A 23,084-nucleotide genomic window follows, 5' to 3' on the forward strand; every position below is an offset into this window, starting at 1 on the left:
CAATTCTGACACTGAAACCCATAGCTTGGCTACGGGGTGGACGATAGCAGTCGTGCCTTTTATCAAAAAAGCGGGCAAAGACGAAAAAGAAAAAGTCCGTCACAATGAACTGCAGCGGACCTTGGAATCGTGTTAATGAGCGTTACGCTTTCTTGGCAAAACCCTGCTCAACATCAAGATTTAAGCAGTGCCGGGCGTAATTTTTAAGGTCCTCGTAGTCGGTGTAGTCAACGACCGTGTTGGGATTGGTGGGGCCGTTCGTAATCTTCATGATGATCTGAATCATGAGGGTGTCAAACCAGTTCCAGTTGGGGTAGTCGACCTTGCCGGCAAAGCACTTGAGGTCACGGGGCTTCCACGGGGAGCGCTTCACGAATTTCTGCAGGTAGCGGTTGCCTTCAGGGCGGGCTTTGTTGGGGGAGCGTGCGACCACCGTCACATTAAAGAAACTGTTGGGCATCGACTCAAGCCGGTCGCGGTAGGCGGAGACAAACTCCCAGACCACGCGGTTATAGACACCATAGACGATGGGGGAGCCCACGATCACGATGTCGTACTTATCCCAGTCAACGCCCTCGCGCACCGCTTCCATCATGCTTACGACGTCGCAGCGGCTGCCTTCGGCCTCAATGGTTTCGGCAATGCGGCGGGCAATGCGGGCGGTGTGGCCGGCATGGCTGTAATAGGCCAGAAGGACGTGTTTCATGGAAGTGGCTCCCGGGGATTCTGATTCTTTGCCGCGCCCGGCAGGTACCGGCGCAGAGAATCCATTTTAGAGATTCAGCAGGCCTTTGGAGAAAATTTCGGGCGTAAAAATTCGCGCATTGCGGACAAAATGGGAGGGTGAACACGGTTTTTCCAGCAAAAAAGTTCGCGGTGGGTACTCGCGTGCGCACAAAAAACAGTCTAAAATCAAAAATTCAGCGTCTGCGTACAAATGCGGCGGGCGCCAAAAGCGCGGTCCGGCCCCTTTCGGGATCGGTGCGCACAAAAAGACAAACACAGTAAGCTGCAGAGCCGGACCGACAACAAAACGCCGCCTGCAGTGCTTTGGATTTATGGCAAAAGAAGACCTTATTGAAATGGCCGGCCAGGTTCTGGAAGTCCTGCCCGACGCCCGCTACCGTGTCAAGCTTGACAACGGTCATGAACTCATCGCGTACACCAACGGCAAGATGCGCAAGCACCACATCCGCATTTTGGCCGGCGACAAAGTGTCCCTGGAACTCTCGCCCTACGATCTCACGAAGGGCCGCATCACGTTCCGCCACATCGAGGGCCGTCCTCCGATGGGTGCGGGTGCCGCGCAGCCGCAGCAAAACCGCCGCCGTTAATCCGGCCCCGGACGCTCTGTAAAAAATGCCGCCTTAAGTCTTTGCTTCGGGCGGTGTTTTTGTCTCCGCAAGACAACTGATGCAAAACTTTGACGACTTTGACCTCTGGGCCGGGTACGGCGCAGCTGAACCCGTCAGGCCCGCCGCCGAAGGTGTGGCGCAGCTTTTGCGCCGCATCACATCGGTGCTCGCCGCCGGTTTTTCATCGGTCAAAGTCACCGGAGAAATTCACTCAATTTCGCGAGCGCCCTCCGGACACATCTATTTTGATCTGAAGGACGCCCGGGAAGATGCGCACATCAGCTGCGCGCTTTTTCGGGGGGCAGCTTCGCGCCTGGATTTTGTCCCTGCGCGCGGCGACAGTGTTGTGGCTGAGGGCGAAATCAACATCTATGCGCCCCGGGGGCAGATGAACCTCGTGGTAAAGCGCCTGAAAAGGGCGGGCGAGGGTGACCTTTATGCGCGCTTTCTTGCGTTAAAGGAAAAGCTTCTTGCCGAAGGCCTTTTTGACGTTTCGCGCAAAAAAGCGCTCCCCCTGTACCCGAGGCGCATCGGCATTGTCACAAGTCCCGAAGCCGCGGCATTGCGTGACGCGGTGCGCACGATTTTGCTTGCGGGCGCTGCCGTTGACATCATCCTTTATCCCGCGCGGGTGCAGGGAGAGGGCGCTTTGGCCGAACTCTGCGCGGCGCTCAGGGACGCGGACTTTCGTGCCGAGTGTGACGTTATTTTGCTCGTGAGGGGCGGGGGGGGCCTCGCTGACCTCTGGACCTATAACGAAGAAACGCTCGCGCGGGTTATTGCGGAACTGCATACACCGGTGATTTCGGGCGTGGGACACGAAACCGACACGACGATCGCAGACCTCGTGGCGGACTTTCGTGCGGCAACGCCCACTGCGGCGGCCGCCAAAGCCATGGAAAACTGGAAGGCGGCCGACGGCGTCATTGCCGGGGCTCTTGCCGTGATGAAGCGCAGCCTCAGGGAAACCGTAATGCATGCGCTTTACCGCGCTGAAAGGGCAAGCCGCCTGGAGCGCCTTTTTGAGCGGCAGATGGAAAACGCGGAGCGCCGGCTTGACTATGCGGTAAGCCGTGTGGCCGGGCTCCCCGTAACGGTTTTTGCGCAGAAAGAAAAGGCGTATCTTGAGGCGTCGGCGCGACTTATCAGGGCGCGGCCCGCGTTTGACGCTCAGTCGCTTACGCTTGCGCGTTTGTCCGCAAGGCTTGAGGCAGCGCTTCAAAACCAGGTTCCCGAAAAGAGGCTCGCGCTGACAGCACTCACCCGCAGACTTGCCGATTCCCTGCCTGACGTGACGCTGATGCGCACGGAATTGGCCGGGCGCGAGGCCCTTTTAAAGCGCCTCATTGTCGGAGAAACGGGACTTAAGCGTGAGCGGCAGACGGCACTCACCAAGCGCCTGAAGGCCCTGGCGCCCGAAGCGGTTCTCTCGCGTGGCTACGCACTCGCGGTCACCGACAAGGGGGAAATTGTGCGCGATGCCGCAAAACTCACGGTCGGGGAGAGCCTGACTGTGCGCTTTGCCCGGGGCGAGGCCGTAAGCCGCGTGGTAAGCACGGCGAAATAGGTCGGAATCGCTCATTTTTTAGGCACTCCCGCTTAGCCGATACCGGCAAATTGTTACCTGCTTTTTCAGTCGGCAAAACCATAAGGCATTTCTAAGCCATCCGGCACTATGATGCGCCCAACTTAACCGGTGCCGGTGACGGGGCGTGTTGCCCGGCCGCCCGGTTTTCATGAGAAATTCAGGAGACTGACAATGAGCGAATTTATTCTGCCGAATCTTCCGTACGCCATGGACGCGCTTGCTCCCGTGATGAGCAAGGAAACGATTGAGTACCACTACGGCAAGCACCATCAGGGCTATGTGACGAACCTCAACAAGCTCATCAAGGGTACCGAATGGGAAGACAAGCCTTTAAAGGAAATCATTCTGAAGGCCAAGGGCGGCATTTTCAATAACGCTGCTCAGGTCTACAACCACAACTACTTCTGGAAGTGCATGACCCCCAACGGCGGCGGTGAACCCGCGGGTGCCCTGCGTGACGCGATTGTCGCCAAGTGGGGTGACGTGGCAGCCTTTGTGGAAGCCTTCAGCGCCGCTGCGGCCGGCAACTTCGGTTCCGGCTGGACGTGGCTGGTGGAAAAGGAAGACGGCACGATCGATATTTTCTCGACCTCCAACGCCGACAACCCCATCGTCCACGGCATGAGGCCGCTTCTGACGATTGACGTCTGGGAACACGCTTACTACATCGACTACCGCAACGCCCGTCCGAAGTTCATCGCGGCGTTCTTCGATAAGCTCGTCAACTGGAAATTTGTGGAAGACCGCTTTAACGGCGCTCCCTGCGGCTGCGGCAGCCGTGCGGAAACGTCCTGCTGCTGCGGCGGCTGCCACTAAGAGGCTGACGTTTAATCCGGTGACTGCGGGGAATCGAAACCCGCAGTCAGTAAAAAAGACGGCTCAAGGGTCGTCTTTTTTATGGGCGCACGCCGCAGCTATCGGCGCGGCCTTAATTCCTTAATTCCGGCAAAGCAGTCCCCGGGCTTTACGTTGTGAAAGTCAAACCACCCGCCGTTTGTTTCAACAACATAGGCCGCAGGCAATTTCGAGCGGTGCAGATCAAGCGTTTTCGCCTTCATCGAGGCAATCCGGAAGATGCAGCCCTTTTCGTCCAAAAAGGCGGCATCGAGGTCAATGAGGGTGTTTTTCATCCACATCGCCACGGGCCGCACGGGCGTAAACACAAAGACCATGCCGCGGTCGGCGGCAAGCTCCGTGCGAAACATCAGGCCCTTACGCTGCTCTTCAATCGTGCGGGCGACTTCCACCGTAAGCGCCTTGTCGTTTACCGTCACGGTTTTTTCTTCCATGCGCACGTTGTCGTCACCGTAGGCTGCCAGTGACGAAAGCATCAGGGTTCCGAGAACGAGTAAGCGTAATTGCATAGGAAGAAAATGAGCTGAGCCGCCATAATTAAAAAATTCGACTTCGGCTGCGTTAACGGGCGGCCAGGCTCTATTCTAAGGAGAATATCCCATATGTGCGCATTTGAGCATATTCAGGTTCCGCCGCAGGGCAGTGCCATAACCGTTGATACGGACGGGCGTCTTGTGGTGCCGGATAACCCGATCGTGGCCTACATTGAGGGCGACGGGATCGGGGCGGACATCACGCCCGTGATGAAAAAGGTGGTGGATGCAGCAGTAGAAAAAGCCTATGCCGGACGCCGCCGTATCTGGTGGACGGAAATCTATGCGGGCGAAAAAGCCACAAAGATTTACGGCAAGGACACGTGGATCGCCGAAGAAACTTTTGAAGCGTTGAGGCAGTTTAAGGTGGGCTTTAAGGGGCCGCTCACAACACCGGTGGGCGGCGGTATCCGAAGCCTCAACGTTGCGCTGCGCCAGACGCTCGATCTTTACGTGTGCCTCAGACCCGTGCGCTACTTTGCAGGTACCCCTTCTCCCGTGAAGCACCCGGAAAAAGTCGACATGGTGATTTTCCGCGAAAACACCGAAGACATTTACGCAGGGATTGAGTGGGCGGCGGATACCCCCGAAGCCAAAAAGGTGATTGAATTTCTGCAGACCGCGATGGGCGTTAAAAAGATCCGCTTTCCCCAAACGAGCGGCATCGGCATTAAACCGGTAAGCCGTGAGGGGAGCGAACGCCTGGTGCGTAAAGCCCTGCAGTACGCGGTGGATCATGACCGTAAGAGCGTCACTCTGGTGCACAAGGGCAACATCATGAAGTTTACGGAAGGCGCTTTCCGTGACTGGGGTTATGCCCTTGCCAAGCGCGAGTTCGGCGCCGAAGTGATCAGCAGCGGCCCCTGGTGCCAGTTTAAAAACCCGAAGACGGGCCGCATGATTGTGGTGAAGGACTGCATCTGTGACGCCTTTTTGCAGCAGGTCCTGCTTGCGCCCGCCGACTACGACGTCATCGCCACCATGAACCTGAACGGTGACTACGTGAGCGACGCCCTCGCGGCGCAGGTGGGCGGCATCGGCATTGCCCCGGGGGCAAACCTCTCTGATACCGTCGCGATCTTTGAAGCCACGCACGGTACGGGCCCCGCGATTGCCGGGAAAAATATCGCCAATCCCTGCTCGGAAATTCTCTCCGCGCAGATGATGCTGCGGCACATGGGCTGGAACGAAGCGGCTGATCTCATCGAAAAGGGCGTGGCCGCCATGATTGCCTCGGGGCGCGTCACCGCGGACTTGGCGGCGCTCGTTGAAGGCGCCGTGACGCTCACGTGCTCCAGGTTCGGTGATGAGCTGATCGCGAAGCTCTAAGCGCAAAAAAACGGGAAGGTTTTTTGGGCCTTCCCGCGTTTGCCGGACAAGAAAAAAGCGCTGATTCCCGAAACGGAACCGGCGCTTTTTTGCCGAAAGCGAGACGTGAATTACTTCACGGGCTTGATGTGAGCAGCCTGCTTACCCTTGGGGCCGGTCACGACTTCAAACGTCACCTTCTGGCCTTCCTTGAGGGTCTTGAAGCCTTCAATCTCGATTGCAGAGAAGTGAGCAAAAAGATCTTCGCCGCCTTCGTCCGGGGTGATGAAACCGAAACCCTTGGCGTCGTTGAACCATTTGACAATACCACTTGCCATTTCTAACTCCTAATTATCCTGCTCCGCTTCTCCGGCAAAAAACGTTTCTGCCGATAACAAAAGAACATCAGAGCCAGATGCCGCTGTAAAACGGATAGATAAGTGCGGCATCCCAGCATGTGAGCGAGAGTTTTCAGGACAAAAGCCCTGACTTCAGGCCGAATGCACGTTACACAATACGCTGAGCCGACTCAATTGGCGAGTCAGAGGGCCATCTTTTTGACTTAAGGCAGTGCGGTATTTGTGTTTTTTACTACACGTGTTTTTCCTTAGGGAGCGGGAAAACAAGGGGGGTAGTGCTCCGAAAGCCTCTGCCGCGGGCTTTGGCGCGGCGCTTCGGGGATTTAAGCGCGAGCCGCTACAATGCGGCACCTTTATTTCTGAGACACCGGCCGGCCGTTTTCGCGCGGGCAAGAAACGCTTATGGGAAATGCTCGGCGCCGACCGTGCGGGCGCGGGCTTTTTGCTGCGTGCGGCTTTGATTACGGCGCTTGTCGCAGCCGTCACAGGCAGCCGCTACTTTACGGGTACCGAAGACTGGGCCTTCTGGCAGTACGCGTACTTCTTTGTGTTTCTCACCGGGCATGTCTTCGTTCTGACGCTCCTCTTTTTGATGGTACCGGGGTGGCCGCTCACAGAATTTCCCGCAGGAAGCCCGGGGCTTGAGCCCCGGGAGGAATGCGGGCTTTCGAAATTTTTTAATCTTGGCCCAAACGCAGCCAAACCATGCACATAGTTTTCGCTTAAGGTATATTCAGCCGCTATGAAATCGCGCACACCGTCCTTTGTCATCGAGCTGGGCCTGAAAACCGGAGAGGATCAGGAAAGTGCACTGGAGACCTACTTCTCCGATGCACGCCAGCTCTTCAATGCTGTTCTTGGAACAGCAAAGAAACGCGTGCGCGCCATGAAAAGCACTGAAGCATGGAAGCTGACGGCCGCGATGCCCAAGGGCAAAGACCGTAACAAGCGGTTTAAGGAAATTCAGAAGTCCGCTCGCCTTTCCGAGTATGCCCTGCATGATGTCGTGAAAGAGCACCGTGCCAAGGGCGGCTTTACAAAGCGCATCGGCATCAACGAAGCGCAGAAAATTGCCACACGTGTCTGGCAGGGCATTGAGCGCTGGCTGCTTCATCAGGGCGGTCAGCCGCGGTTTAAGAGTGCTAAACGGGGCTTGCACAGCGTTGAGGGAAAATCAAACAAAACAGGGTTGCGTTGGAAGGCTAAGACGTGGACGCTCGAGGTTCTGGATCTGGTGATAAAGGCTGAAGCCCCGGATGCCTGGCAGAAAGAAGCTCTTCTTTCAGCAACAGATCCGTCCGGCTTTAAGCGTGTCAAATACTGCCGTCTTGTCCGGCGGATGATCCGCGGCCGTATGCGCTACTTTGTTCAGCTCATTGTCGAAGGCGTACCGCCCGTCAAGCACGTTTATGCTCCCAAGGATCTCAAGGTGGCTGTTGATCCGGGCCCGAGGACCATGACTTTTTACAGCCCCGAGTGGCAGCAGAAGATTTTGGTGAGCGCGGGCACTGTCTCTCAGGAAAAGGAGATTGCGCGTCTTTTACGTGCCATGAACCGCTCCCGCAGAGACACAAATCGGGAGTGCTACAACGCGGACGGCACCGTTAAAGCCGCCGGAAAAAAGATTGTCTGGAAGGAATCCAAGACCTATAAGGCAACAAAGGCAAAACTTGCGGATCTGTACCGCCGTCAGGCGGAAACCCGCCGTTGCCTGCACGGCGAAGTGATTAACCAGGTGTTCGGCAGGGCCGGCACCGTCATTGTGGAGAAGAACTCATACAAAGCATTTCAGAGAGCCGGATACGGCAAGAGTTTGGGCAAAAGCGGTATTGCAGGATTGATAACCCGGATGACAAGTAAGGCTGAAAGCGCCGGCTGTTGTGTGGTGGAAGTCAGTCCCCGGAAACTGCGCCCGAGTCAGCACGATCCCGAAACGGGAACGTACCGTAAGAAGGCTCTTTGGGAGAGAAGTTATCAGTTGGGAGATACGGGCTGGTACATGGACCGCGATGTCGCGGCCGCCATGAACCTGTATTTTGCGGATCCCGCCACTGACAGCTACGATCTGAAGGCTGAGCAATCAGCGCTTGCGAGGCTCAAACAAGTCTCAGGGAACGCCGGATCGATAGTGCAGTACAAACCAGCGAATCGGCAAGACGAAGCAGTCCTTCGCCGGAACCGACGGATCGAGCTGATGAAGCCCGTACCCGTAGAGCGGTTGCGTTTTAAATGTTCCTGTGGTGCAGGGGACGCCCGGGCAGACAAGGCCTCAAAAACCTTGGCTGTTACGGAAAAGCCTGCACCGTGTCAGGAAACCCCGCGCTTTCAAGCGCGGGTTGTTTAGGAACGACACGGATCCCGTGCCGTACTTTAACCGCTACCGCAATTCGGCTTACTGGACGGACGGAGAACTCGCGCGCGTCACGGGGTACCTTAAGGAAAAGGGGCTTCTGGAAAACACGATCGTCGTGGTGAGTTCGGATCATGGCGAGGAATTTAACGACAATAAACTGAACTACTGGGGGCATAACGGCAACTACACGGACGCGCAGATCAAGGTACCGCTCATCGTGCACTGGCCGGGAAAAGCGGGCAGGCTGGTGGACGCGGTAACGTCCTCCGCGGACCTCACGGCAACGCTTATTCCTGAGGCGCTCGGCTGCACCAATCCGACCACTGACTACACGACGGGCGAATCGTTCTGGAGCGAAAACCGCCGCAAAAACTGGTTTCATTCGGCAAGCTACTGCTCAAACGCCTTTGTGGAACCCGAGCGCATTGTGCTCATCAATAAGTTCGGAATGCTTGAGTTTCAGGATAAGACGGGGCGGCCCGCAAAGGACGAAACAATGCCCGCGTACCTTAAGGAAGCCGTCGATGAGCTTACCCGCTGGAAAAAGCGCTAGGCGCCTCTTTTGCCTTTAAAAATCAGGGTTTTTGCGGCTCTTGCGCACGCAGGCGTTTGCAGGTAAAATTCGCCCCCTGATTTTTTGTCGGCCGCCGCAGATTTCCCCGTTTCCACTGAATCGGCGGCAATAATGACCGTCAGACGTCAGCAAAACACATTCTCGGTGTCCGGAAGAATCGGGCATCTGACTATTTGTAGAAACGATTCAGTGACGGACAGTCGCGGCACCTTTTCCGCCGCGTTAAAGCACGGGCGCCATCCTTAGTGCGAGTCTGATTGCTGCGTCACAACCCATTAGGTGAAAATAATGAAGACCTTTTCGGCCAAGCCGCTCGAAGTCAAGCGCGACTGGTACGTGGTCGACGGCAGTGACAAGGTGCTCGGCCGCCTTGCCACCGAAATTGCCGCTCGTCTGCGCGGCAAGCACAAGCCCGAATTCACGCCGCACGTCGATACGGGCGACTACATCGTCGTGATCAACGCCGACAAAATCAAGCTCTCTGCCGAAAAAGCCGGCAAGAAGACCTACTACCGCCACACCGGCTATCCGGGCGGCGTGTATGAAACGACCTTCCAGGAAATGCAGGCCAAGCACCCGGGCCGTGCCCTCGAAATCGCTGTGAAGGGCATGCTTCCGAAGGGCCCGCTCGGCTACGCCATGATCAAGAAACTGAAGATCTACGCCGGCACCGAGCATCCGCACACTGCTCAGCAGCCCAAGGTTCTTGATATTTAAGGAAGACAAAGATGATCGGCAACTACAACTACGGTACCGGCCGCCGCAAGAGCTCTGTGGCTCGCGTCTTCATCAAGCGCGGTACGGGCAAGATCGTGATCAACGGTCGTGAACTCAACGATTTCTTCAAGCGCGAAACCGGCCGTATGGTCGTCATGCAGCCGCTGCAGCTCACCGAAAACGTCGAAACGTTTGACATCATGGTCAACGTCACCGGCGGCGGTGAATCCGGCCAGGCCGGCGCTGTGCGTCACGGCATTACCCGTGCTCTGATCGACTACGATGCAAATCTGAAGAGCGTTCTCTCCAACGCCGGCCTCGTCACGCGCGACGCCCGTGAAGTTGAACGTAAGAAGGTCGGTCTGCGCGGTGCCCGCCGCGCCAAGCAGTTCAGCAAGCGCTGATATTGTTTGGACCTGCGTTTCTCCCGTATACTGCACCGATCGGCGCCGTACGGGAGAAAACGAGAGGGCAAAAACGAAAAGCCGCTTTCGGTCTATGGCCGCTGGCGGCTTTTTTGTATCCGCTCAAAACGCAAAACGGGAAGGAAACAGAATGGACAAGACAATCAAAGTCGGGATTGTGGGCGCAACAGGCTATACGGGAAGTGAACTGCTGCGCCTGCTGGCTAACCGCAGTGACGTGGAAATCACCGCGATTACCTCGCGCACCGAAGCCGGTAAATCTGTCACCGAACTCTTTCCCTTTCTGCGGGGGTTTTTGGACGATCTGAAGTTTTCTTCGCCCGATGCCGCAGATCTCACCGTCTGCGACTTTGTGTTTTTTGCTACGCCCCACGGCGTGGCGATGAATGCCGCGCGTGAACTCGTGAGTAAAGGCGTGCGGATCATTGACCTTGCAGCGGACTTTCGCCTGAAGGACGCTGAAGAATTTAAGCGCTGGTATAAGCTCGATCATGCCTGCCCGGAACTCTTGGCCGAAGCCGTCTACGGTCAGCCCGAGACTATGCGTGAGGCCATGAAAACCGCGCGTGTGGTGGGGATGGCAGGCTGCTATCCCACAAGTATTGAACTGGGCTTGGCTCCCTTGATGGCCTATGAAAAGGCGCATCCGGGCACCTTTGACCTCACGAGCATCATTGCCGACAGCAAGTCCGGGATTTCCGGGGCCGGTAAAAAGGCAAGTGTTTCACTCATTGCCGCGGAAAACATTGATAACTTTCATGCCTACGGGGTTGCAGGGCACCGCCACGGGCCTGAAATCGAGCAGCAGTTAAGGCTTCTGTCCGGCAACAAGGATCTGAGACTTACGTTTGTGCCGCATCTGCTTCCGGTGATCCGCGGGATTCACTCGACGATTTATCTGCGCTTTAGTAAGCCCGGCACGGAACTTGATGTGCAGACGCTTTTTGAAAAGCGCTATGCGGACGAACCCTTCGTTGACGTGATGCCTGCGGGATCAACGCCTGAAACACGCAGTGTGCGGGGATCAAACTTTGCTCGCATTGCCGTGCACCGTCCGCAGGGCGGGGACCTTCTGGTGATTCTTGTCGTGGAAGACAACCTTGTGAAGGGCGCTGCCGGTCAGGCCGTGCAGGCGATGAATCTGATGGCGGGCATTGATGAAAAGACAGGACTTTACCGGCCCGCAACGACGCCCTAAGGCGCTTGATCTACCCAAAACATGCAGAGACCGGACTCGTTTGAGACACCGGTCTTTTTTTCTGCGGCAGGCGTCAGCCGATTCGCAAAGAAGCGGGTGCCTCCGCCCAAATCCTGTGAAGCGCCGCGTGAGAAGGCCCTCGGTTACGTTTGCGGCATACAGGTAAAGCGCGCGTTGGTTCCCGCAGTGTTTGAGAACAAGCGAGGTTTTGCCAATACCGCGGCGGCCGGTCTGAAGCTGATTTCTGAGGCCCCCTGGAAAACGCGTTCGCGGGCGGCGTGGAGGTGAGCAAGTTCAGTCTGTCGGCCGGTAAAGTGCATCGTCATAACTGGCTTTATGATAATTTCAGTTATGCTACTGCATGGGGGCGCGGCTTTTGCAGTGAAATCCGTCCACAACTGTTTGCAACTTTATTTTTGGGCGGTCCGCGGCAAGCCCGTATAATGCGGGCACTGCGCTTTTGACGGGCGCAGCCTACATACATACCTTAAGGGGAAAGTTGTGTTCCTGATTTCCGATGCAATGGCCCAGACGGCCGATGCAGCAGCCGGCGGCGCCGGCGGTCTGCTCATGCAGATTGTTCCGATTGTTCTGATTTTCGTTGTTTTCTGGTTCTTCCTCATCCGTCCGCAGCAAAAGCGCCAGAAGGAACACATGAAGATGTGTTCGGAGCTCGCCAAGGGTGATGAGATCCTGACGCTCGGAGGCATTGCCGGCCGTATTGCGGATCTTAACGACCAGTACATCGTGATCGAAATCAGCCGCGTGGACGACAAGCCCGTGACGATTACGATGCAGCGCGGTGCCGTTCAGACGGTTCTGCCCAAGGGAACGATCAAGTCGATCTGATGCTTTTTTGCGGCGGCCGTTTTGAGCCGCCCAACAAAAAGCTCCCGCGTAAACGGGCGCCCTCCGACCACTGACGGCGGCAGGCGCCCTTTTCGCGTTTTACCGGTAGCGCGCGTGTAACGCCGTGTCTGCCTTTTTCCGTCAGTTTCCGTTGAGAACATTTTTAAGCTCCCGGCGGATTGTTTTTGTTTGATTTCCTATGAACCGCTACGCTCTTTGGAAATACATCCTGATTGCCGTTGTGCTCATTGTGGCGGCGCTTTATACGCTCCCGAATTTCTACGGCGAATCGCCTGCCGTGCAGGTGAGTTCGGGTAAGTCCACCGTCAAAGTCGATGAGACGGTCCTTAAAAACGTGGAGAAGGCACTGGCCGATGCCAAGCTCACTCCCAACGGTGTTTTCTATGAGCAGGGCGCTCAGCAAAACACGGTGCGCGTGCGTTTTGATCCGACGCAGGGTGAAGAGCAGCTGCTCGCCCGCGAAGTGATTGAAAAGGCCCTGAACCCCGACAAAACCGATCCGGGCTATATCGTTGCGCCGAACCTTGTGCCCAATACGCCCTCGTGGCTTTTGAAAATCAACGCGCTTCCGATGTACCTCGGCCTTGACCTCCGGGGTGGCGTGCACTTTCTGCTGCAGGTTGATATGCGTACCGCGATTCAGAAGCGTGCGGAATCGACGGCTGCGGACTTAAGAACGCAGTTTCGTGACAAGCGCATCCGCCACGCAGGGATCAGCCGTACCGGCAACACCATTGAGGTGCTCTTTAATGACGCTGAGGAGCGCGCCCGCGCCATGGACGTGATGCGTCAGACGCAGCCCGATCTGTCGTTTCGTGAGGCTGACGAAGGCGGCAAACTCATGATCGTTGCGGAACTTTCGCAGAAAGCGATTCAAAACGTTCAGGAATACTCGTTAAAGCAGAATATCTCGACGCTGCACAACCGAATCAACGAGCTCGGTGTGGCCGAACCCGTGATCGCGCAGCAGGGCGCCGACCGTATTGTGGTGCAGCTCCCCGGTGTGCAGGATACCGCAAAGGCCAAGGACATCCTCGGCCGTACCGCCACGCTTGAAGTGCGTCTGGTGGACGATTCGCCCGAAGCCTATGCGCAGATGCAGCAGGGTAACGTCCCCTTCGGCGACGAAAAGTACATGGACCGCGAGGGCAGGCCCATTCTTGTGAAGCGCCGCGTGATTCTCACCGGTGAAAACTTAAACGACGCGCAGCCCGGGTTTGATTCGCAAACCCAGGAGCCCACGGTAAACCTCACGCTTGACAATAAGGGTGCCCGCATTTTCCGCGATGTGACGCGCGACAACGTCGGTAAGCGCATGGCCATCATCCTTTTTGAAAAGGGTAAGGGCGAAGTGGTGACCGCTCCCGTGATCCGTCAGGAAATCGGCGGCGGCCGTGTGCAGATTTCGGGCCGTATGACAACGATTGAAGCGACGGACACTGCACTGCTGCTGCGTGCCGGGTCACTTGCTGCTCCCATGGAAATCGTGGAAGAACGTCTGATCGGGCCGAGCCTTGGTGCCGACAACATTGAAGCGGGTTTCCGCTCCACGCTCTACGGCTTTGCGGTGGTTGCGATCTTCATGATGCTCTACTACCAGGTCTTCGGTGTCGTAAGCGCGATTTCCCTTGTCTGCAACGTCATGTGCCTTATCGCCATCCTTTCGATGTTGCAGGCAACGCTCACGCTTCCCGGTATCGCGGCTATTGCGCTTACCTTGGGTATGGCCGTTGACGCAAACGTTCTGATTAACGAACGCGTACGTGAAGAACTGAGAGTCGGACGAACGCCGCAGCTCGCGATCAGCGAAGGTTACGATACGGCCTTTAATACGATTCTTGACTCCAACATCACGAGTCTTATCGCGGGTCTGGCGCTTTTGATTTTCGGTTCCGGCCCGGTGAGAGGCTTTGCCGTGGTGCACTGCCTGGGCATCATGACCTCGATCTTTACCTCGGTCACTGTTTCGCGCGCGATGATCAACCTCATCTACGGGCGACAGAAGAAACTCGCCCGCGTGCATATCGGTCAGGTCTGGAAGCCCGACGCCGAGAAGGCGAAGGCTTAAGGGTGTAAACGGATTCGGAGTAAAAGAAAATGGAATTTTTCCGCATTCACAAAACCATTCCGTTTATGCGCTTTTCGCATATTCTGAATGCGATTTCGTTCATTTCCTTTGCGGTGGCGGTCTACTGGATCTTCGCGCACGGCCTGGCGTTTTCCATCGAATTCACGGGCGGTACGCAGGTTGTGGTGAATTACCCGCAGGCGGTGTCGGCTGAGGAAGTCCGGGGCCAGATTCAGCAGGGACTCAAGGTCGAAGCGGCCGTGCAGAATTATGGCACGGCGCGCGACCTGATGATCCGCCTTCCGATGAAGGCCGGTGAATCTTCGGGCCAGCAGGCGCAGGAACTCATGAAGGTGTTAAGCGTCAAAGAACCGGGCGTAAAGCTTCTTAACAACGAATACGTTGGTCCGCAGGTGGGTGAGGAACTTGCAACCGACGGCGCGACGGCGCTGCTTTTGGTTGTGATCGGCATCATGATCTACCTCGCGTTTCGTTTCGAATGGAAGTTTGCCGTCGCGGCGATCATCGCAAACCTGCACGACGTCATCATCGTCATCGGTATTTTTGCGATCATGCAGTGGGAGTTTTCACTGCCGGTGCTTGCGGCCGTGCTCGCGGTGCTCGGCTATTCCGTGAACGAATCGGTGATTATTTTCGACCGCGTGCGCGAGCACTTCCGCAAGATGCGCCGCACCTCAACGGTTGAGGTCATCAACTCCGCCATCACGGCAACGATTTCGCGAACGGTGATCACGCATACGTCAACGCTTGCCATGACGCTTTCGATGTTCTTCTTCGGGGGTCCGGCGCTGCACCACTTTTCGCTCGCGCTCACGATCGGCATCTGCCTTGGTATTTACTCCTCGGTCTTCGTGGCCGCAGCAATTGCCATGTACCTGGGTGTGAAGCGTGAAGACCTCGTGAAGCCCGTCAAAAAGGACGAAGTCCAGGAAATGGTACCGTAACGGGAAGGCCCAAAAAACTGACGCGGGTCAACCTGAAAACGCTGCCCTTGGGCGGCGTTTTCATCAGGCCCGGCAGTAAAAACGGTGAGGGAGGAAGTCCTGTGACCATAATGCAGGGAGAGGCTTGTTAATACGATAATACTATCGCGCATTGATTAACGATAGATATTGTGTAAAAATCCGGGTAACTCAAGAACGGATGCAGAAACTCCCGTCCCGGAAGAAGTAAGCTCCGCCATAACGATAAGGAAACCCCAGCATGAAAAATACGACCAAGCTTCTTAACTCCTACATCGCTTCCCTTCTGGTCTGGAACGTGAAGCTGCACAACATTCACTGGAATGTGACCGGTCACCTCTTTAAGCCAGTTCACGAATACACCGAAGCTCTTTACGACCGCGCCTTCGATGCCTACGATGATGTGGCTGAAATCCTCAAGATGCGCGATGAAAGCCCGGTGGCCACGCTCAAGGACTCCCTTGCTCAGTCCGTCATCAAGGAAGGGACCTTCAAGACGGTCTGCTGCAGCGAAGCCGTGGCGATGATTGAAGCCGATATGAAGACGATGCAGAAGCTCGCTGCAGAAATCCGCGATGCAGCTGCTGAAAATGACGACTTCCAGGTTCAGGCTCAGTTTGAAGAATTCCTGAGCGGCTTTGCCAAGGATCTGTGGTTCATCCGCGCGATGCGCACCGACGCTGATGCCGCTTCCTGCGACACCAAGCCCGCTGCCAAGCGCGCCTGCCGCAAAGCGAAGTAATCAGAGAGTTTCTCCTCCTTGAGAACGAATCCCCGTTGGGTGTGGTGCCCGGCGGGGATTTTGCGTTTGACGAACCGGGTAATTGCCTCCGAATTCCCCTGCGAGGTAAAGCTTTTCGAGGTTGTTGCTGCCGGCAATGGTTCGTCGGTTAGTTCCATGTAACGGGCAACTGCCGGACGGAAACGGTCCTTCGGACATGAGCGGGCTGCAGAGGTCGCACGAACTGCAGGGATGGCGGATTTCCGTTCTCAGAGAACGATCCCCGGGTAGAGCGTTTTCAGCGTCTCTTCCAGCACCGGCTGCACCATAATCGGCAGGTGCTTGTCCTCGGCCTGATGGTTTTTGAGAACCTTTTCGACGGTTTCCTTCCAGGCAGGAGGATATTCGCTTTCAGTCCAGTTGCCGCGGCCGCGCCCGAAGTGCGCGACGGCCAGATACAAAAGTACCGACTGCAGCATGAAGTCTTCAAGCGCCGCGTGACTCCAGGCGGCGGTCACGCCGTTTTGCTCCTTTTTGCGGCTGTACATATGAACGGCTCCGACGGCACCCGCGGCGCCGAGAATGGCGCCGATCAGTGCGCCCGTGCCGAGCGTGAGCCCCCCGGTCATGAGATCTGCGGAGAGGCCGCCCGCGGCCCCCGCGCCGATGGCACCCGCAAGCCCCGCCTTTGCTTCTTTACCGGCCGAAGCCTGATGCCAGGAGGCTTTGAGTCTCCCGAAAAGCTCTTTGGGTTCGACCTGACCGGTGAGGCCGTTTACAGCCAAAAGTTCTCGCGCGAGGGTATTAAAGTCGTCTTCTGCGCGGTGCACGAGTTCGGTCTGCGCTTTTTTGGCGGGGTCTCCCGTCATATCGGCGTTTTTAAAAAGCCCCACGGATTTGCCGAAAAGTCGCACGCGGTCCAGAAGCGAAATGTCCTCGACCTGCGCTTCATCGCTCACGCGGGCATTGATGAAGGCGCTCACGGCTTCCGCACTTTGGTAAAAGGCCTTTTTGCGGTGCTCGCGCCAGGCGGCCTTAAGTTCCGCGTAGGGCTTTTCATACACGGGAGGAAGTGCTTTGCCGATACTTTCAAAAAGGGCAAACTCCTGCACCCAGCAGCGGGCAAAGGCGTCCATGGCAAGAACATCTTTGACGATATCGCAGCCTTTTAACGCATCCTTCCAGCGCTGCACTTCAAGCCTTTCTTCGCGAGAGGGCTTTGGTTCGCCCATCTGGTTTAAAAGCACGATGACGGGCTTGCCGATCCACTTCAGAATCTTCATTTCCGCGGCGACGTAGGGAGCGGCCTCGGGCAGCTGTGCGGCGTTGACGAGGTAGAGAACGACGTCGGTGATGTCTCTGACGTGTAAAAGTGCCTTTTGGTTGAGCCATTGCGACTTGTTGGCAACACGGTCCCAGACTTCACCCAAAAACCAGCCCAGGGGGTTGCTGCGCGCCTCAAGGCGCTTGGCAAGATTCACGGAATTACCGAACCCCGGAGTATCCCAGAGAATGAGCCGTGCGCCGGAAGGAACGTCAATTAAGGGGTAGGGGTCTGCGGTCACCGTCACGTGCGCGCGGTCGGCAATCTCGCCGATATCGCGGTTTAAGAGGGTGCGCGCCAGCGTCGTCTTGCCGATGTTGGTGTGGCTCACGATGCTGAGGTTGATCGTGGCGTCATGAATCTCAGTGGTCATGGCTTTATGCCTTGGATGTAATCAGCGCCCGGCCGGCGGCCTGGGTGCGAAGCTTCTGAACGATGCCGGCAGCGGCATCGGCCCCCGTGAGCGTATAGGCGCGCACCTGATGCGCTTCGCAGAAGGTCTGCCAGGCTTTTTCACGCTCCCGGACGCGTTCCGGATAGCGCGCAAACGTGAGCGAAAATTCGGCGGCATCAATGATGACCACAAAGGCGGTTTTATCCTCAGGGCACTGGGCTTTGAGAATCTCAAGGCCCTGTCCGTGCACGTCGTCTTCGGGGGTGTGTGCGGCATCAAGCCACACAAGCACAATCGTTTTGCGCCCGTCAGCGGCGTCAGCCGCCGTTTCGGGAATCAGGAGCGCTTCGTTATCAAAGTCCACGGGCACAAGGACAATGCCTTTTTTATCCGGCCAGGCGGCTTCAAAGGCTTTGAGTGCCGTACCCTGCCGGTCAATCAGGGGTTGCGGCGCAAGAATCACGGTGCGACCGAGCGCCGCATCCTGCCGGCACTGACTTAAGACCGTTTCATAGTAGGTGTCGTTGAGCGTGACCGGTACCGCGGCGCGGAATTTTTTAATGCGGTGCCGTGCAAGAAACGCCAAGAAAAGGCGCGGAATGACGATCACGACCGCCGTGATCACCATGAGGCGGATGAGCCACGGAGCGGCTGTTGCGGGTTCCTTAAGGTAAGCAAGGCGGTCTGAGCGCATGGCTTCGACCATGTCAACGTCGGGGATCGCGGGAAGGCCTCCGACGGCCGGAATAAGTCCGAAGGTGTGATCAAGAAAGGCTTTGACGGCAGCGGGGTTATCTGCGAGCCACGTGCTTTCCCAGCCCGCCCAGTAGGCCGTGCCGAAGCCTCTTACCAAAAGGCTTACGGTAAGGCCGAGCGCAAAAAAGAGCGCCGCGGCGTGCAGAAGTTCCGAGACCGTGTAACGCACCAGGGGCGCCGTGACGGAGAGCCACATCTTGAGAAACGCTCCTTTCCAGCCGCGGTGAAGCCCGGCAAAGGAAAAGCCGGAAGCAAGACGCACAAGCGTTGTGCGCAACGGGAGGTTTACCTGCCCGTCAATCTTGCGTCCTAAAAGTCCCACGACCCCCAAAAGCAACAGGACGTAAATCAGAAGGTTCCAGACAATCACCGTCCAGTACGGGGGCGAGAGGAGATTGACGATGCGCGCGGGACTGGCGATTCGGTCAAACAGGGCGCCGGCGAAAAAGGCGGCGATGACGAAAAGTACGCCAAGCGTTCTCGCTAAAAGCGCGCGCGTTGCCACGTCGGTTTTAAGGCCCTTGTCTTTGGCGGACGCAAGCACCCGCCGGGCGCGCTCTGCTAAAAGCTCTGCGGCGGTGGCTTTTTCTCCGAGCGCGTGCGCGGCCTTCAGGCCCGCTTCGGCAAAGTCAGCGGAGGAAAGGCCCTTGACGCCCTCCCGGGCGGCGCTTTCTTCAAGCGAGCGCACGAGAAGCACGCACTTGGCGTCTTCAATCGGCATTTTTGCCGTCGGAATTTTCTTTTTCTCTGCCATTGCCGGGCCGCCGGGGTTGATCTCGATGCAAAGCATTGTACAAAGGCGGCGGGCAAAGGGGCTCTCAGAAACACCCTTTGTGCGGTAACAGAGTGTGCGTTTTACGGGGTTGTCTGCGCGGCTTTGACGATCGCAAGGAGCTTTTCGGCTGCCGCCTTGGGATCGGGTTGCCCGCAGATGGCGGACACGACCGCAATGCCGTCCGTGCCCGAGGCGACGATGTCGGCTGCATTAAAGGCCTTGATGCCGCCGATTGCCACCGTCGGCAGCCCTGCCGCACGGGTGATCGCCTGAAGTCCATCCAACCCGCAGGCGGGTTCGGCATCCGTCTTGGTGGGGGTCGCAAAGACCGGGCCCACGCCGAAGTAGTCGATGGGCGTCGTGTCGGCGGCCGTCAGTTCCGCAAGGGTGGTGACGGAAAGCCCCAAAATGCGGTCACCTCCGACAATCGCGCGTGCGTCTTCGGGCGCGAGATCCCTTTGGCCCACGTGAAGACCGTCGGCATTTACAGCAATGCAGACGTCTGCATCGTCGTCCACAATCAGGGGGACGTGATACGGAGCAAGCACTGTTTTCAGCGCCCTGCCGCACTCAACGAGCTGCCGCTTTTTCCAGCCCGGGGCCCGTAACTGTACGACGGTGGCGCCGCCCGCGCACGCGGCGCGCGCCGTTTCAATCATGCCGTCTTCCCCGCCGCAGAGCACGGGGTCGAGCACAAGGTAAAGCGAAAGATCGATGGGGTGTGTGGAAGGCATAGGGGCGGCGTTTTAAAAAAGGGCGTGCCGGAAAAGCATGCCCTTTGCGAACGATTAATAGAAGTCCTTGGCCTGCAGAAGCTGCAGTGCGTCGATGTAGGCGGTCCTAAAGCTTCCCGGGCCCGAGGAGACGCCCGCGGCCTGCTCGGCGGCGCGTTTGGCTAAAGCACAGGCAGCGGCCGCGGCCTCAAGGGGGTGCTCGGTTTTGGCGATAAAGGCTGCGACAAGCGCCGAGAGCGAGCAGCCCGTGCCCACCACAAGAGTTGCCTGACGGTTGCCGCCCGTGACGTAAAGCGTGGTGCGGCCGTCGGTGATGTAGTCGGTTTCGCCGGTGACGCAGACGATGCACGCGCGCGCTGCGGCCAGATTTTGGGCGGCCGAAAGCGCCGCGTCGCTGGAATCCGTGGAGTCCACACCCTTGCCGCCCTTACCGGCGCCCGCCAAGGCCATGATTTCAGAGGCGTTGCCGCGGATTACCGTGGGTTTGAGTTCCAAAAGGCCGTTAATCATGCGGTCGCGCCAAGGGATAAGGCCGGCGGCCACAGGGTCTAAAACCCAGGGAACGCCCGCGCGGTTGGCGGCGTCAACGGCCAAGTGCATCACTTCAGCCTGCTCAAGCGTTAAGGTGCCGACGTTCACAAGGAGCGCTGAGGCAATACGCACGAAGGAACTCACTTCTTCCTTGGCAATGATCATCGCGGGAGATGCGCCCGCGCTAAGAAGGACGTTGGCGGTAATTTCCTGCACGACCTGATTGGTGAGACAGTGCACTAGGGGCACTGTCTGACGCAGGTGAAAAAGGTGCGCAGCCGTTGTTTCCGGATCAAGGCGCTTGGGAGGAAGGGGGTTTGTGGACACAGTGTGGTCTCCGGAGAGAATCGTTTAAATAAAGGCCCGTACGAGCATGTAGGTTGCCAGGCACAAAAGCAGGCACGCAAAAAGCCGCTTTAAGGGCTTGGTGTCAATGCTGTGGGCGGTTTTGGCACCTAAAGGGGCGGTGAGAACGCTCATGGCGGCAACAGAAAGAAGTGCCGGCCAGTGAATGTAGCCCAGCATGTGCTCGGTTCCGGCAAGTTCAGGATTGCCCCAGCCCGCCCAGATGTAGGAAAGGGTTCCTGCAAACGCGATGGGGAAACCGAGCGCAGCAGAGGTCCCCACGGCTTTATGCATCGGGACGTTGCACCAGACCATAAAGGGTACGGAAATAAAGCCCCCGCCGGCGCCGACCAGAGACGATACGGCGCCGATCCCGGTGCCCGCGCCGAAAAGCCCCGGCGCAGCCGGAAGCTGCCGGGTGGGCTTGGGTTTGGCGTTAAGAAACATTTTGAGTGCTGAAAAGCCCACAAACGCCGCAAAGACAATCGAAATCCAGAAGGTGGGCAAAAGGCTCGAAATCTTGGCGCCTAACGCCGCGCCCACCAAAATCCCGGGCGCAAGCCACAGAACCACTTTCCAGAGCACCGCGCCGCGGCTGTTGTGCGCTCTCACGGAAGAAAGCGACGTAAAAAGAATCGTGGAAAGGGAGGTGGCAATCGCAGCGTGCACGACGACTGCGTCAGGCACGCCCGCCATCGACAAAATAAGCGTCAGAAAGGGGGTGAGGACCATACCCCCGCCGATTCCGAGCAGGCCCGCGAGGTACCCCGTGCAGGCCCCGAGCACCAAAAGGGCGGCAATGAGTTCAAGCGACATTGCGGGCGTTTTTAACGAGGTGATCCATGATGTAGCGCCAGTGATGTTCCTCAACGGGCGTTATGGAGAGGCGGTTGCCGCGGGAAAGCACGAGCATGTCCTCAAGTTCCGGGGTGGCTCTTAAGACGGAGAGCGGAATCGGGTCGATACGCGTGACGGCTTTCACGTCCAGCGCGAGCCACCGCGGCTTTTCGTGCGTGCTTTTGGCATCAAAGTATTCGCTGGCGGGATCAAACTGCAGGCTGTCGGGGTAGGTTTCCGAGGCAATTTCGGCAATGCCTGCGATACCGGGTTCGGCACAGCTTGAGTGGTAGAAAAGCACGCCGTCACCCACCGTCATTTTGTCGCGCATGAAGTTGCGGGCCTGGTAGTTGCGGATGCCCCACCAGGAGACTTTGTGTTCGGGCAGGCCGCAGACATATTCAAAACTGCATTCCCCCGGTTCGCTTTTCATCAGCCAGTACATGACGCTTAACCCATGTCGGAATTTGAAAAAAGAAAAACCCCGCACAGTGTTTCGGGCTACGTCGCCTAGACCGAAAGTCCAGGTGGCCGCGGTCGGAGCGGAAATCGGACCAGGCAACGCGTGCCCGGTGCACTATCGGCTCTCTGACTTAAGCGGCCTTGCACACAGTGCATAGGTTAGGAACATTGGAGCCCTTATTGAAACACCCGCAGGGTAAGGTCATTATAGGCAAATGTGGCTTATCCCAACGTGATGCCGTTCGAAAAAAGAGCGGGGGAGAGCGGAGGGAGAAACGCGAATCGTGGCAAAAAAGGACCTGACCGGAAGGGCTTAGGCGTGCGGCACAGGAGAGTGACGGCTCCGAGTCCCGACTGTGGTTTCTCAGGGGAAAAGTGCTGTTTGGACGGAGAATGCCGGGCGTGGAAAGGAAAACACCCGCACAGAAGACAAAACCTTCTCGCGGGTGTTCTTTGGGACAGCCTTCAGAAGGCTGTCAGTCTTTTTTCAGAGCGGCTTCGCAGCGCGAGCGCAGTCCGAGCATCCGTTCGGCGCAGGCTGCGTCCTCGGGATTTTCGCCGAGGCGTCCGGAAATCGAATCAAAGGCGATTTCCAGAGCCGCCGTCACGGCAAGGCGCTCAGCCGTGAGCGTCGTGTCGGCGGTGTGCAGCCGCTGAGCTCTGGAATTGATCAGATCAGCGGCCGCCTGCAGTGTTGCGCTGTCATCTTCGGACACATTGAAGAGGTAGTCGCGACCGAGAATTTTTAGCGTCATGCGGGGCATGGATCAACTCCCGAAATTGGGTTTAGGCGCGGGGCAGTTCGGATTCAAGACCGGCAACCAGTTTGCTGATGCGGTCTTCGACAGCGCTGCTGTCGGCTTTGAGCTGCGTGATCTCGGCGTCCTTGCGCGCGAGTTCCTCGCGCAGCGTTTCAAGTTCCTTCTTGGCGTCCGCGTAGGCCGTAAGAAGCTGAAGAACGGAGTTTTCCAACTGATCAAGTTGTTCTTTCATGACTGATTTTTTCCTGCTGGTAAAAA

At 57.3% G+C, this 23,084-nt stretch carries 24 protein-coding genes and 1 pseudogene; 14 read left to right on the plus strand and 11 right to left on the minus strand.

Annotation, left to right across the window (positions count from 1 at the left end; translation table 11 throughout):
- Window positions 1-142: 142 nt before the first annotated feature.
- Entirely contained in the window at window positions 143-706 is a 564-nt protein-coding gene (gene hemG, locus NXF97_RS08415) for a menaquinone-dependent protoporphyrinogen IX dehydrogenase (RefSeq protein ID WP_022373039.1), read from the minus strand.
- A 352-nt stretch (window positions 707-1,058) separates the two neighbouring features.
- Here hemG and infA point away from each other — a divergent pair, with 352 nt between their 5' ends.
- The 3 genes and pseudogenes from infA to NXF97_RS08430 form a co-directional block, all read left to right on the plus strand.
- Entirely contained in the window at window positions 1,059-1,334 is a 276-nt protein-coding gene (gene infA / locus NXF97_RS08420) for a translation initiation factor IF-1 (RefSeq protein WP_022373040.1), read from the plus strand.
- A 79-nt stretch (window positions 1,335-1,413) separates the two neighbouring features.
- Complete coding sequence (gene xseA, locus NXF97_RS08425) at window positions 1,414-2,922, plus strand: exodeoxyribonuclease VII large subunit (protein WP_274955714.1); 1,509 nt, start codon at window positions 1,414-1,416, stop codon at window positions 2,920-2,922.
- 192 nt (window positions 2,923-3,114) lie between these two features.
- Window positions 3,115-3,693: pseudogene (locus NXF97_RS08430) on the plus strand (superoxide dismutase); the annotation flags it as partial.
- A gap of 164 nt (window positions 3,694-3,857) precedes the next feature.
- On the opposite strand, the gene NXF97_RS08435 reads toward NXF97_RS08430, so the two are convergent.
- Window positions 3,858-4,274 carry a DUF192 domain-containing protein gene (locus NXF97_RS08435; protein WP_022373042.1) on the minus strand — a complete coding sequence of 139 codons (417 nt, stop codon included), beginning with the start codon at window positions 4,272-4,274 and terminating at the stop codon, window positions 3,858-3,860.
- Between the two features lie 126 nt (window positions 4,275-4,400).
- On the opposite strand from NXF97_RS08435, the gene icd reads away from it, so the two are divergent.
- Entirely contained in the window at window positions 4,401-5,660 is a 1,260-nt protein-coding gene (gene icd, locus NXF97_RS08440; protein ID WP_274955715.1) for an NADP-dependent isocitrate dehydrogenase, read from the plus strand.
- A 110-nt stretch (window positions 5,661-5,770) separates the two neighbouring features.
- Here the strand turns inward: icd and NXF97_RS08445 are convergent, their stop codons facing one another.
- Window positions 5,771-5,977, minus strand: coding sequence for a cold-shock protein (locus NXF97_RS08445; RefSeq protein WP_022373044.1), 207 nt, complete (start codon window positions 5,975-5,977; stop codon window positions 5,771-5,773).
- A 430-nt stretch (window positions 5,978-6,407) separates the two neighbouring features.
- On the opposite strand from NXF97_RS08445, the gene NXF97_RS08450 reads away from it, so the two are divergent.
- The 10 genes from NXF97_RS08450 (at window position 6,408) to NXF97_RS08495 (ending at window position 15,928) form a co-directional block, all read left to right on the plus strand.
- Window positions 6,408-6,713 (plus strand): hypothetical protein, encoded by a 306-nt coding sequence (locus NXF97_RS08450; protein WP_274955716.1) that lies wholly within the window; start codon window positions 6,408-6,410, stop codon window positions 6,711-6,713.
- 27 nt (window positions 6,714-6,740) lie between these two features.
- Window positions 6,741-8,342, plus strand: a complete 1,602-nt coding sequence (locus NXF97_RS08455) for a transposase (protein WP_274955717.1) — start codon at window positions 6,741-6,743, stop codon at window positions 8,340-8,342.
- A gap of 16 nt (window positions 8,343-8,358) precedes the next feature.
- Window positions 8,359-8,904 (plus strand): sulfatase-like hydrolase/transferase, encoded by a 546-nt coding sequence (locus tag NXF97_RS08460; RefSeq protein ID WP_274955718.1) that lies wholly within the window; start codon window positions 8,359-8,361, stop codon window positions 8,902-8,904.
- A gap of 309 nt (window positions 8,905-9,213) precedes the next feature.
- Window positions 9,214-9,642: a 50S ribosomal protein L13 gene (rplM, locus tag NXF97_RS08465; protein ID WP_074009166.1), complete on the plus strand. Its 429-nt coding sequence runs from the start codon at window positions 9,214-9,216 to the stop codon at window positions 9,640-9,642.
- An 11-nt stretch (window positions 9,643-9,653) separates the two neighbouring features.
- A complete protein-coding gene (rpsI, locus tag NXF97_RS08470; protein ID WP_022373994.1) occupies window positions 9,654-10,046 on the plus strand; it encodes a 30S ribosomal protein S9 in 393 nt (130 codons plus the stop codon).
- Window positions 10,047-10,197: 151 nt separating this feature from the next.
- Entirely contained in the window at window positions 10,198-11,265 is a 1,068-nt protein-coding gene (gene argC, locus NXF97_RS08475; protein ID WP_022373995.1) for an N-acetyl-gamma-glutamyl-phosphate reductase, read from the plus strand.
- Between the two features lie 501 nt (window positions 11,266-11,766).
- Complete coding sequence (yajC, locus tag NXF97_RS08480) at window positions 11,767-12,114, plus strand: preprotein translocase subunit YajC (RefSeq protein WP_204206992.1); 348 nt, start codon at window positions 11,767-11,769, stop codon at window positions 12,112-12,114.
- A gap of 199 nt (window positions 12,115-12,313) precedes the next feature.
- Entirely contained in the window at window positions 12,314-14,203 is a 1,890-nt protein-coding gene (gene secD / locus NXF97_RS08485; RefSeq protein ID WP_074009164.1) for a protein translocase subunit SecD, read from the plus strand.
- A gap of 29 nt (window positions 14,204-14,232) precedes the next feature.
- Entirely contained in the window at window positions 14,233-15,168 is a 936-nt protein-coding gene (gene secF / locus NXF97_RS08490; RefSeq protein WP_274955719.1) for a protein translocase subunit SecF, read from the plus strand.
- Between the two features lie 259 nt (window positions 15,169-15,427).
- The gene (locus tag NXF97_RS08495) at window positions 15,428-15,928 is read left to right on the plus strand and encodes a Dps family protein (protein WP_022373999.1); all 501 of its coding nucleotides are present in this window, start codon (window positions 15,428-15,430) and stop codon (window positions 15,926-15,928) included.
- A gap of 248 nt (window positions 15,929-16,176) precedes the next feature.
- On the opposite strand, the gene NXF97_RS08500 is transcribed toward NXF97_RS08495, so the two are convergent.
- The 8 genes from NXF97_RS08500 to NXF97_RS08535 form a co-directional block, all read right to left on the minus strand.
- Window positions 16,177-17,604: a DUF3482 domain-containing protein gene (locus NXF97_RS08500; protein ID WP_074009162.1), complete on the minus strand. Its 1,428-nt coding sequence runs from the start codon at window positions 17,602-17,604 to the stop codon at window positions 16,177-16,179.
- 4 nt (window positions 17,605-17,608) lie between these two features.
- On the minus strand, window positions 17,609-19,135 hold the full coding sequence (locus NXF97_RS08505; protein WP_274955720.1) for a DUF2868 domain-containing protein: 1,527 nt from the start codon (window positions 19,133-19,135) through the stop codon (window positions 17,609-17,611).
- A 101-nt stretch (window positions 19,136-19,236) separates the two neighbouring features.
- Entirely contained in the window at window positions 19,237-19,890 is a 654-nt protein-coding gene (gene thiE, locus NXF97_RS08510; protein ID WP_274955721.1) for a thiamine phosphate synthase, read from the minus strand.
- 54 nt (window positions 19,891-19,944) lie between these two features.
- A complete protein-coding gene (gene thiM, locus NXF97_RS08515; RefSeq protein WP_022374003.1) occupies window positions 19,945-20,748 on the minus strand; it encodes a hydroxyethylthiazole kinase in 804 nt (267 codons plus the stop codon).
- 24 nt (window positions 20,749-20,772) lie between these two features.
- Window positions 20,773-21,582 carry a sulfite exporter TauE/SafE family protein gene (locus tag NXF97_RS08520; protein WP_022374004.1) on the minus strand — a complete coding sequence of 270 codons (810 nt, stop codon included), beginning with the start codon at window positions 21,580-21,582 and terminating at the stop codon, window positions 20,773-20,775.
- Complete coding sequence (locus tag NXF97_RS08525; protein ID WP_274955722.1) at window positions 21,572-22,048, minus strand: EVE domain-containing protein; 477 nt, start codon at window positions 22,046-22,048, stop codon at window positions 21,572-21,574. The genes NXF97_RS08520 and NXF97_RS08525 overlap by 11 nt, the downstream gene beginning before the upstream one ends.
- Window positions 22,049-22,541: 493 nt before the next feature.
- Complete coding sequence (locus tag NXF97_RS08530) at window positions 22,542-22,829, minus strand: cell division protein ZapA (protein ID WP_022374006.1); 288 nt, start codon at window positions 22,827-22,829, stop codon at window positions 22,542-22,544.
- A gap of 22 nt (window positions 22,830-22,851) precedes the next feature.
- Window positions 22,852-23,058 (minus strand): hypothetical protein, encoded by a 207-nt coding sequence (locus NXF97_RS08535; protein WP_274955723.1) that lies wholly within the window; start codon window positions 23,056-23,058, stop codon window positions 22,852-22,854.
- Window positions 23,059-23,084: the final 26 nt, after the last annotated feature.

The sequence above is a fragment of the Duodenibacillus massiliensis genome, from assembly GCF_928721995.1.
In the GTDB taxonomy this organism is placed as follows: domain Bacteria; phylum Pseudomonadota; class Gammaproteobacteria; order Burkholderiales; family Burkholderiaceae_F; genus Duodenibacillus; species Duodenibacillus massiliensis.

Excerpts from the sequence above, each read along its gene's own strand:
- NXF97_RS08530 (WP_022374006.1), bottom strand. The coding sequence starts at position 22,829 with ATGCCCCGCATGACGCTAAAAATTCTCGGTCGCGACTACCTCTTCAAT.
- NXF97_RS08445 (WP_022373044.1), bottom strand. The coding sequence starts at position 5,977 with ATGGCAAGTGGTATTGTCAAATGGTTCAACGACGCCAAGGGTTTCGGT.
- NXF97_RS08435 (WP_022373042.1), bottom strand. The coding sequence starts at position 4,274 with ATGCTTTCGTCACTGGCAGCCTACGGTGACGACAACGTGCGCATGGAA.
- NXF97_RS08505 (WP_274955720.1), bottom strand. The coding sequence starts at position 19,135 with ATGGCAGAGAAAAAGAAAATTCCGACGGCAAAAATGCCGATTGAAGAC.
- argC (WP_022373995.1), top strand. The coding sequence starts at position 10,198 with ATGGACAAGACAATCAAAGTCGGGATTGTGGGCGCAACAGGCTATACG.
- infA (WP_022373040.1), top strand. The coding sequence starts at position 1,059 with ATGGCAAAAGAAGACCTTATTGAAATGGCCGGCCAGGTTCTGGAAGTC.
- xseA (WP_274955714.1), top strand. The coding sequence starts at position 1,414 with ATGCAAAACTTTGACGACTTTGACCTCTGGGCCGGGTACGGCGCAGCT.
- NXF97_RS08520 (WP_022374004.1), bottom strand. The coding sequence starts at position 21,582 with ATGTCGCTTGAACTCATTGCCGCCCTTTTGGTGCTCGGGGCCTGCACG.
- secF (WP_274955719.1), top strand. The coding sequence starts at position 14,233 with ATGGAATTTTTCCGCATTCACAAAACCATTCCGTTTATGCGCTTTTCG.
- icd (WP_274955715.1), top strand. The coding sequence starts at position 4,401 with ATGTGCGCATTTGAGCATATTCAGGTTCCGCCGCAGGGCAGTGCCATA.
- NXF97_RS08535 (WP_274955723.1), bottom strand. The coding sequence starts at position 23,058 with ATGAAAGAACAACTTGATCAGTTGGAAAACTCCGTTCTTCAGCTTCTT.
- NXF97_RS08525 (WP_274955722.1), bottom strand. The coding sequence starts at position 22,048 with ATGTACTGGCTGATGAAAAGCGAACCGGGGGAATGCAGTTTTGAATAT.
- NXF97_RS08450 (WP_274955716.1), top strand. The coding sequence starts at position 6,408 with ATGCTCGGCGCCGACCGTGCGGGCGCGGGCTTTTTGCTGCGTGCGGCT.
- hemG (WP_022373039.1), bottom strand. The coding sequence starts at position 706 with ATGAAACACGTCCTTCTGGCCTATTACAGCCATGCCGGCCACACCGCC.
- rpsI (WP_022373994.1), top strand. The coding sequence starts at position 9,654 with ATGATCGGCAACTACAACTACGGTACCGGCCGCCGCAAGAGCTCTGTG.
- NXF97_RS08455 (WP_274955717.1), top strand. The coding sequence starts at position 6,741 with ATGAAATCGCGCACACCGTCCTTTGTCATCGAGCTGGGCCTGAAAACC.
- thiE (WP_274955721.1), bottom strand. The coding sequence starts at position 19,890 with ATGCCTTCCACACACCCCATCGATCTTTCGCTTTACCTTGTGCTCGAC.
- secD (WP_074009164.1), top strand. The coding sequence starts at position 12,314 with ATGAACCGCTACGCTCTTTGGAAATACATCCTGATTGCCGTTGTGCTC.
- NXF97_RS08495 (WP_022373999.1), top strand. The coding sequence starts at position 15,428 with ATGAAAAATACGACCAAGCTTCTTAACTCCTACATCGCTTCCCTTCTG.
- rplM (WP_074009166.1), top strand. The coding sequence starts at position 9,214 with ATGAAGACCTTTTCGGCCAAGCCGCTCGAAGTCAAGCGCGACTGGTAC.
- NXF97_RS08500 (WP_074009162.1), bottom strand. The coding sequence starts at position 17,604 with ATGACCACTGAGATTCATGACGCCACGATCAACCTCAGCATCGTGAGC.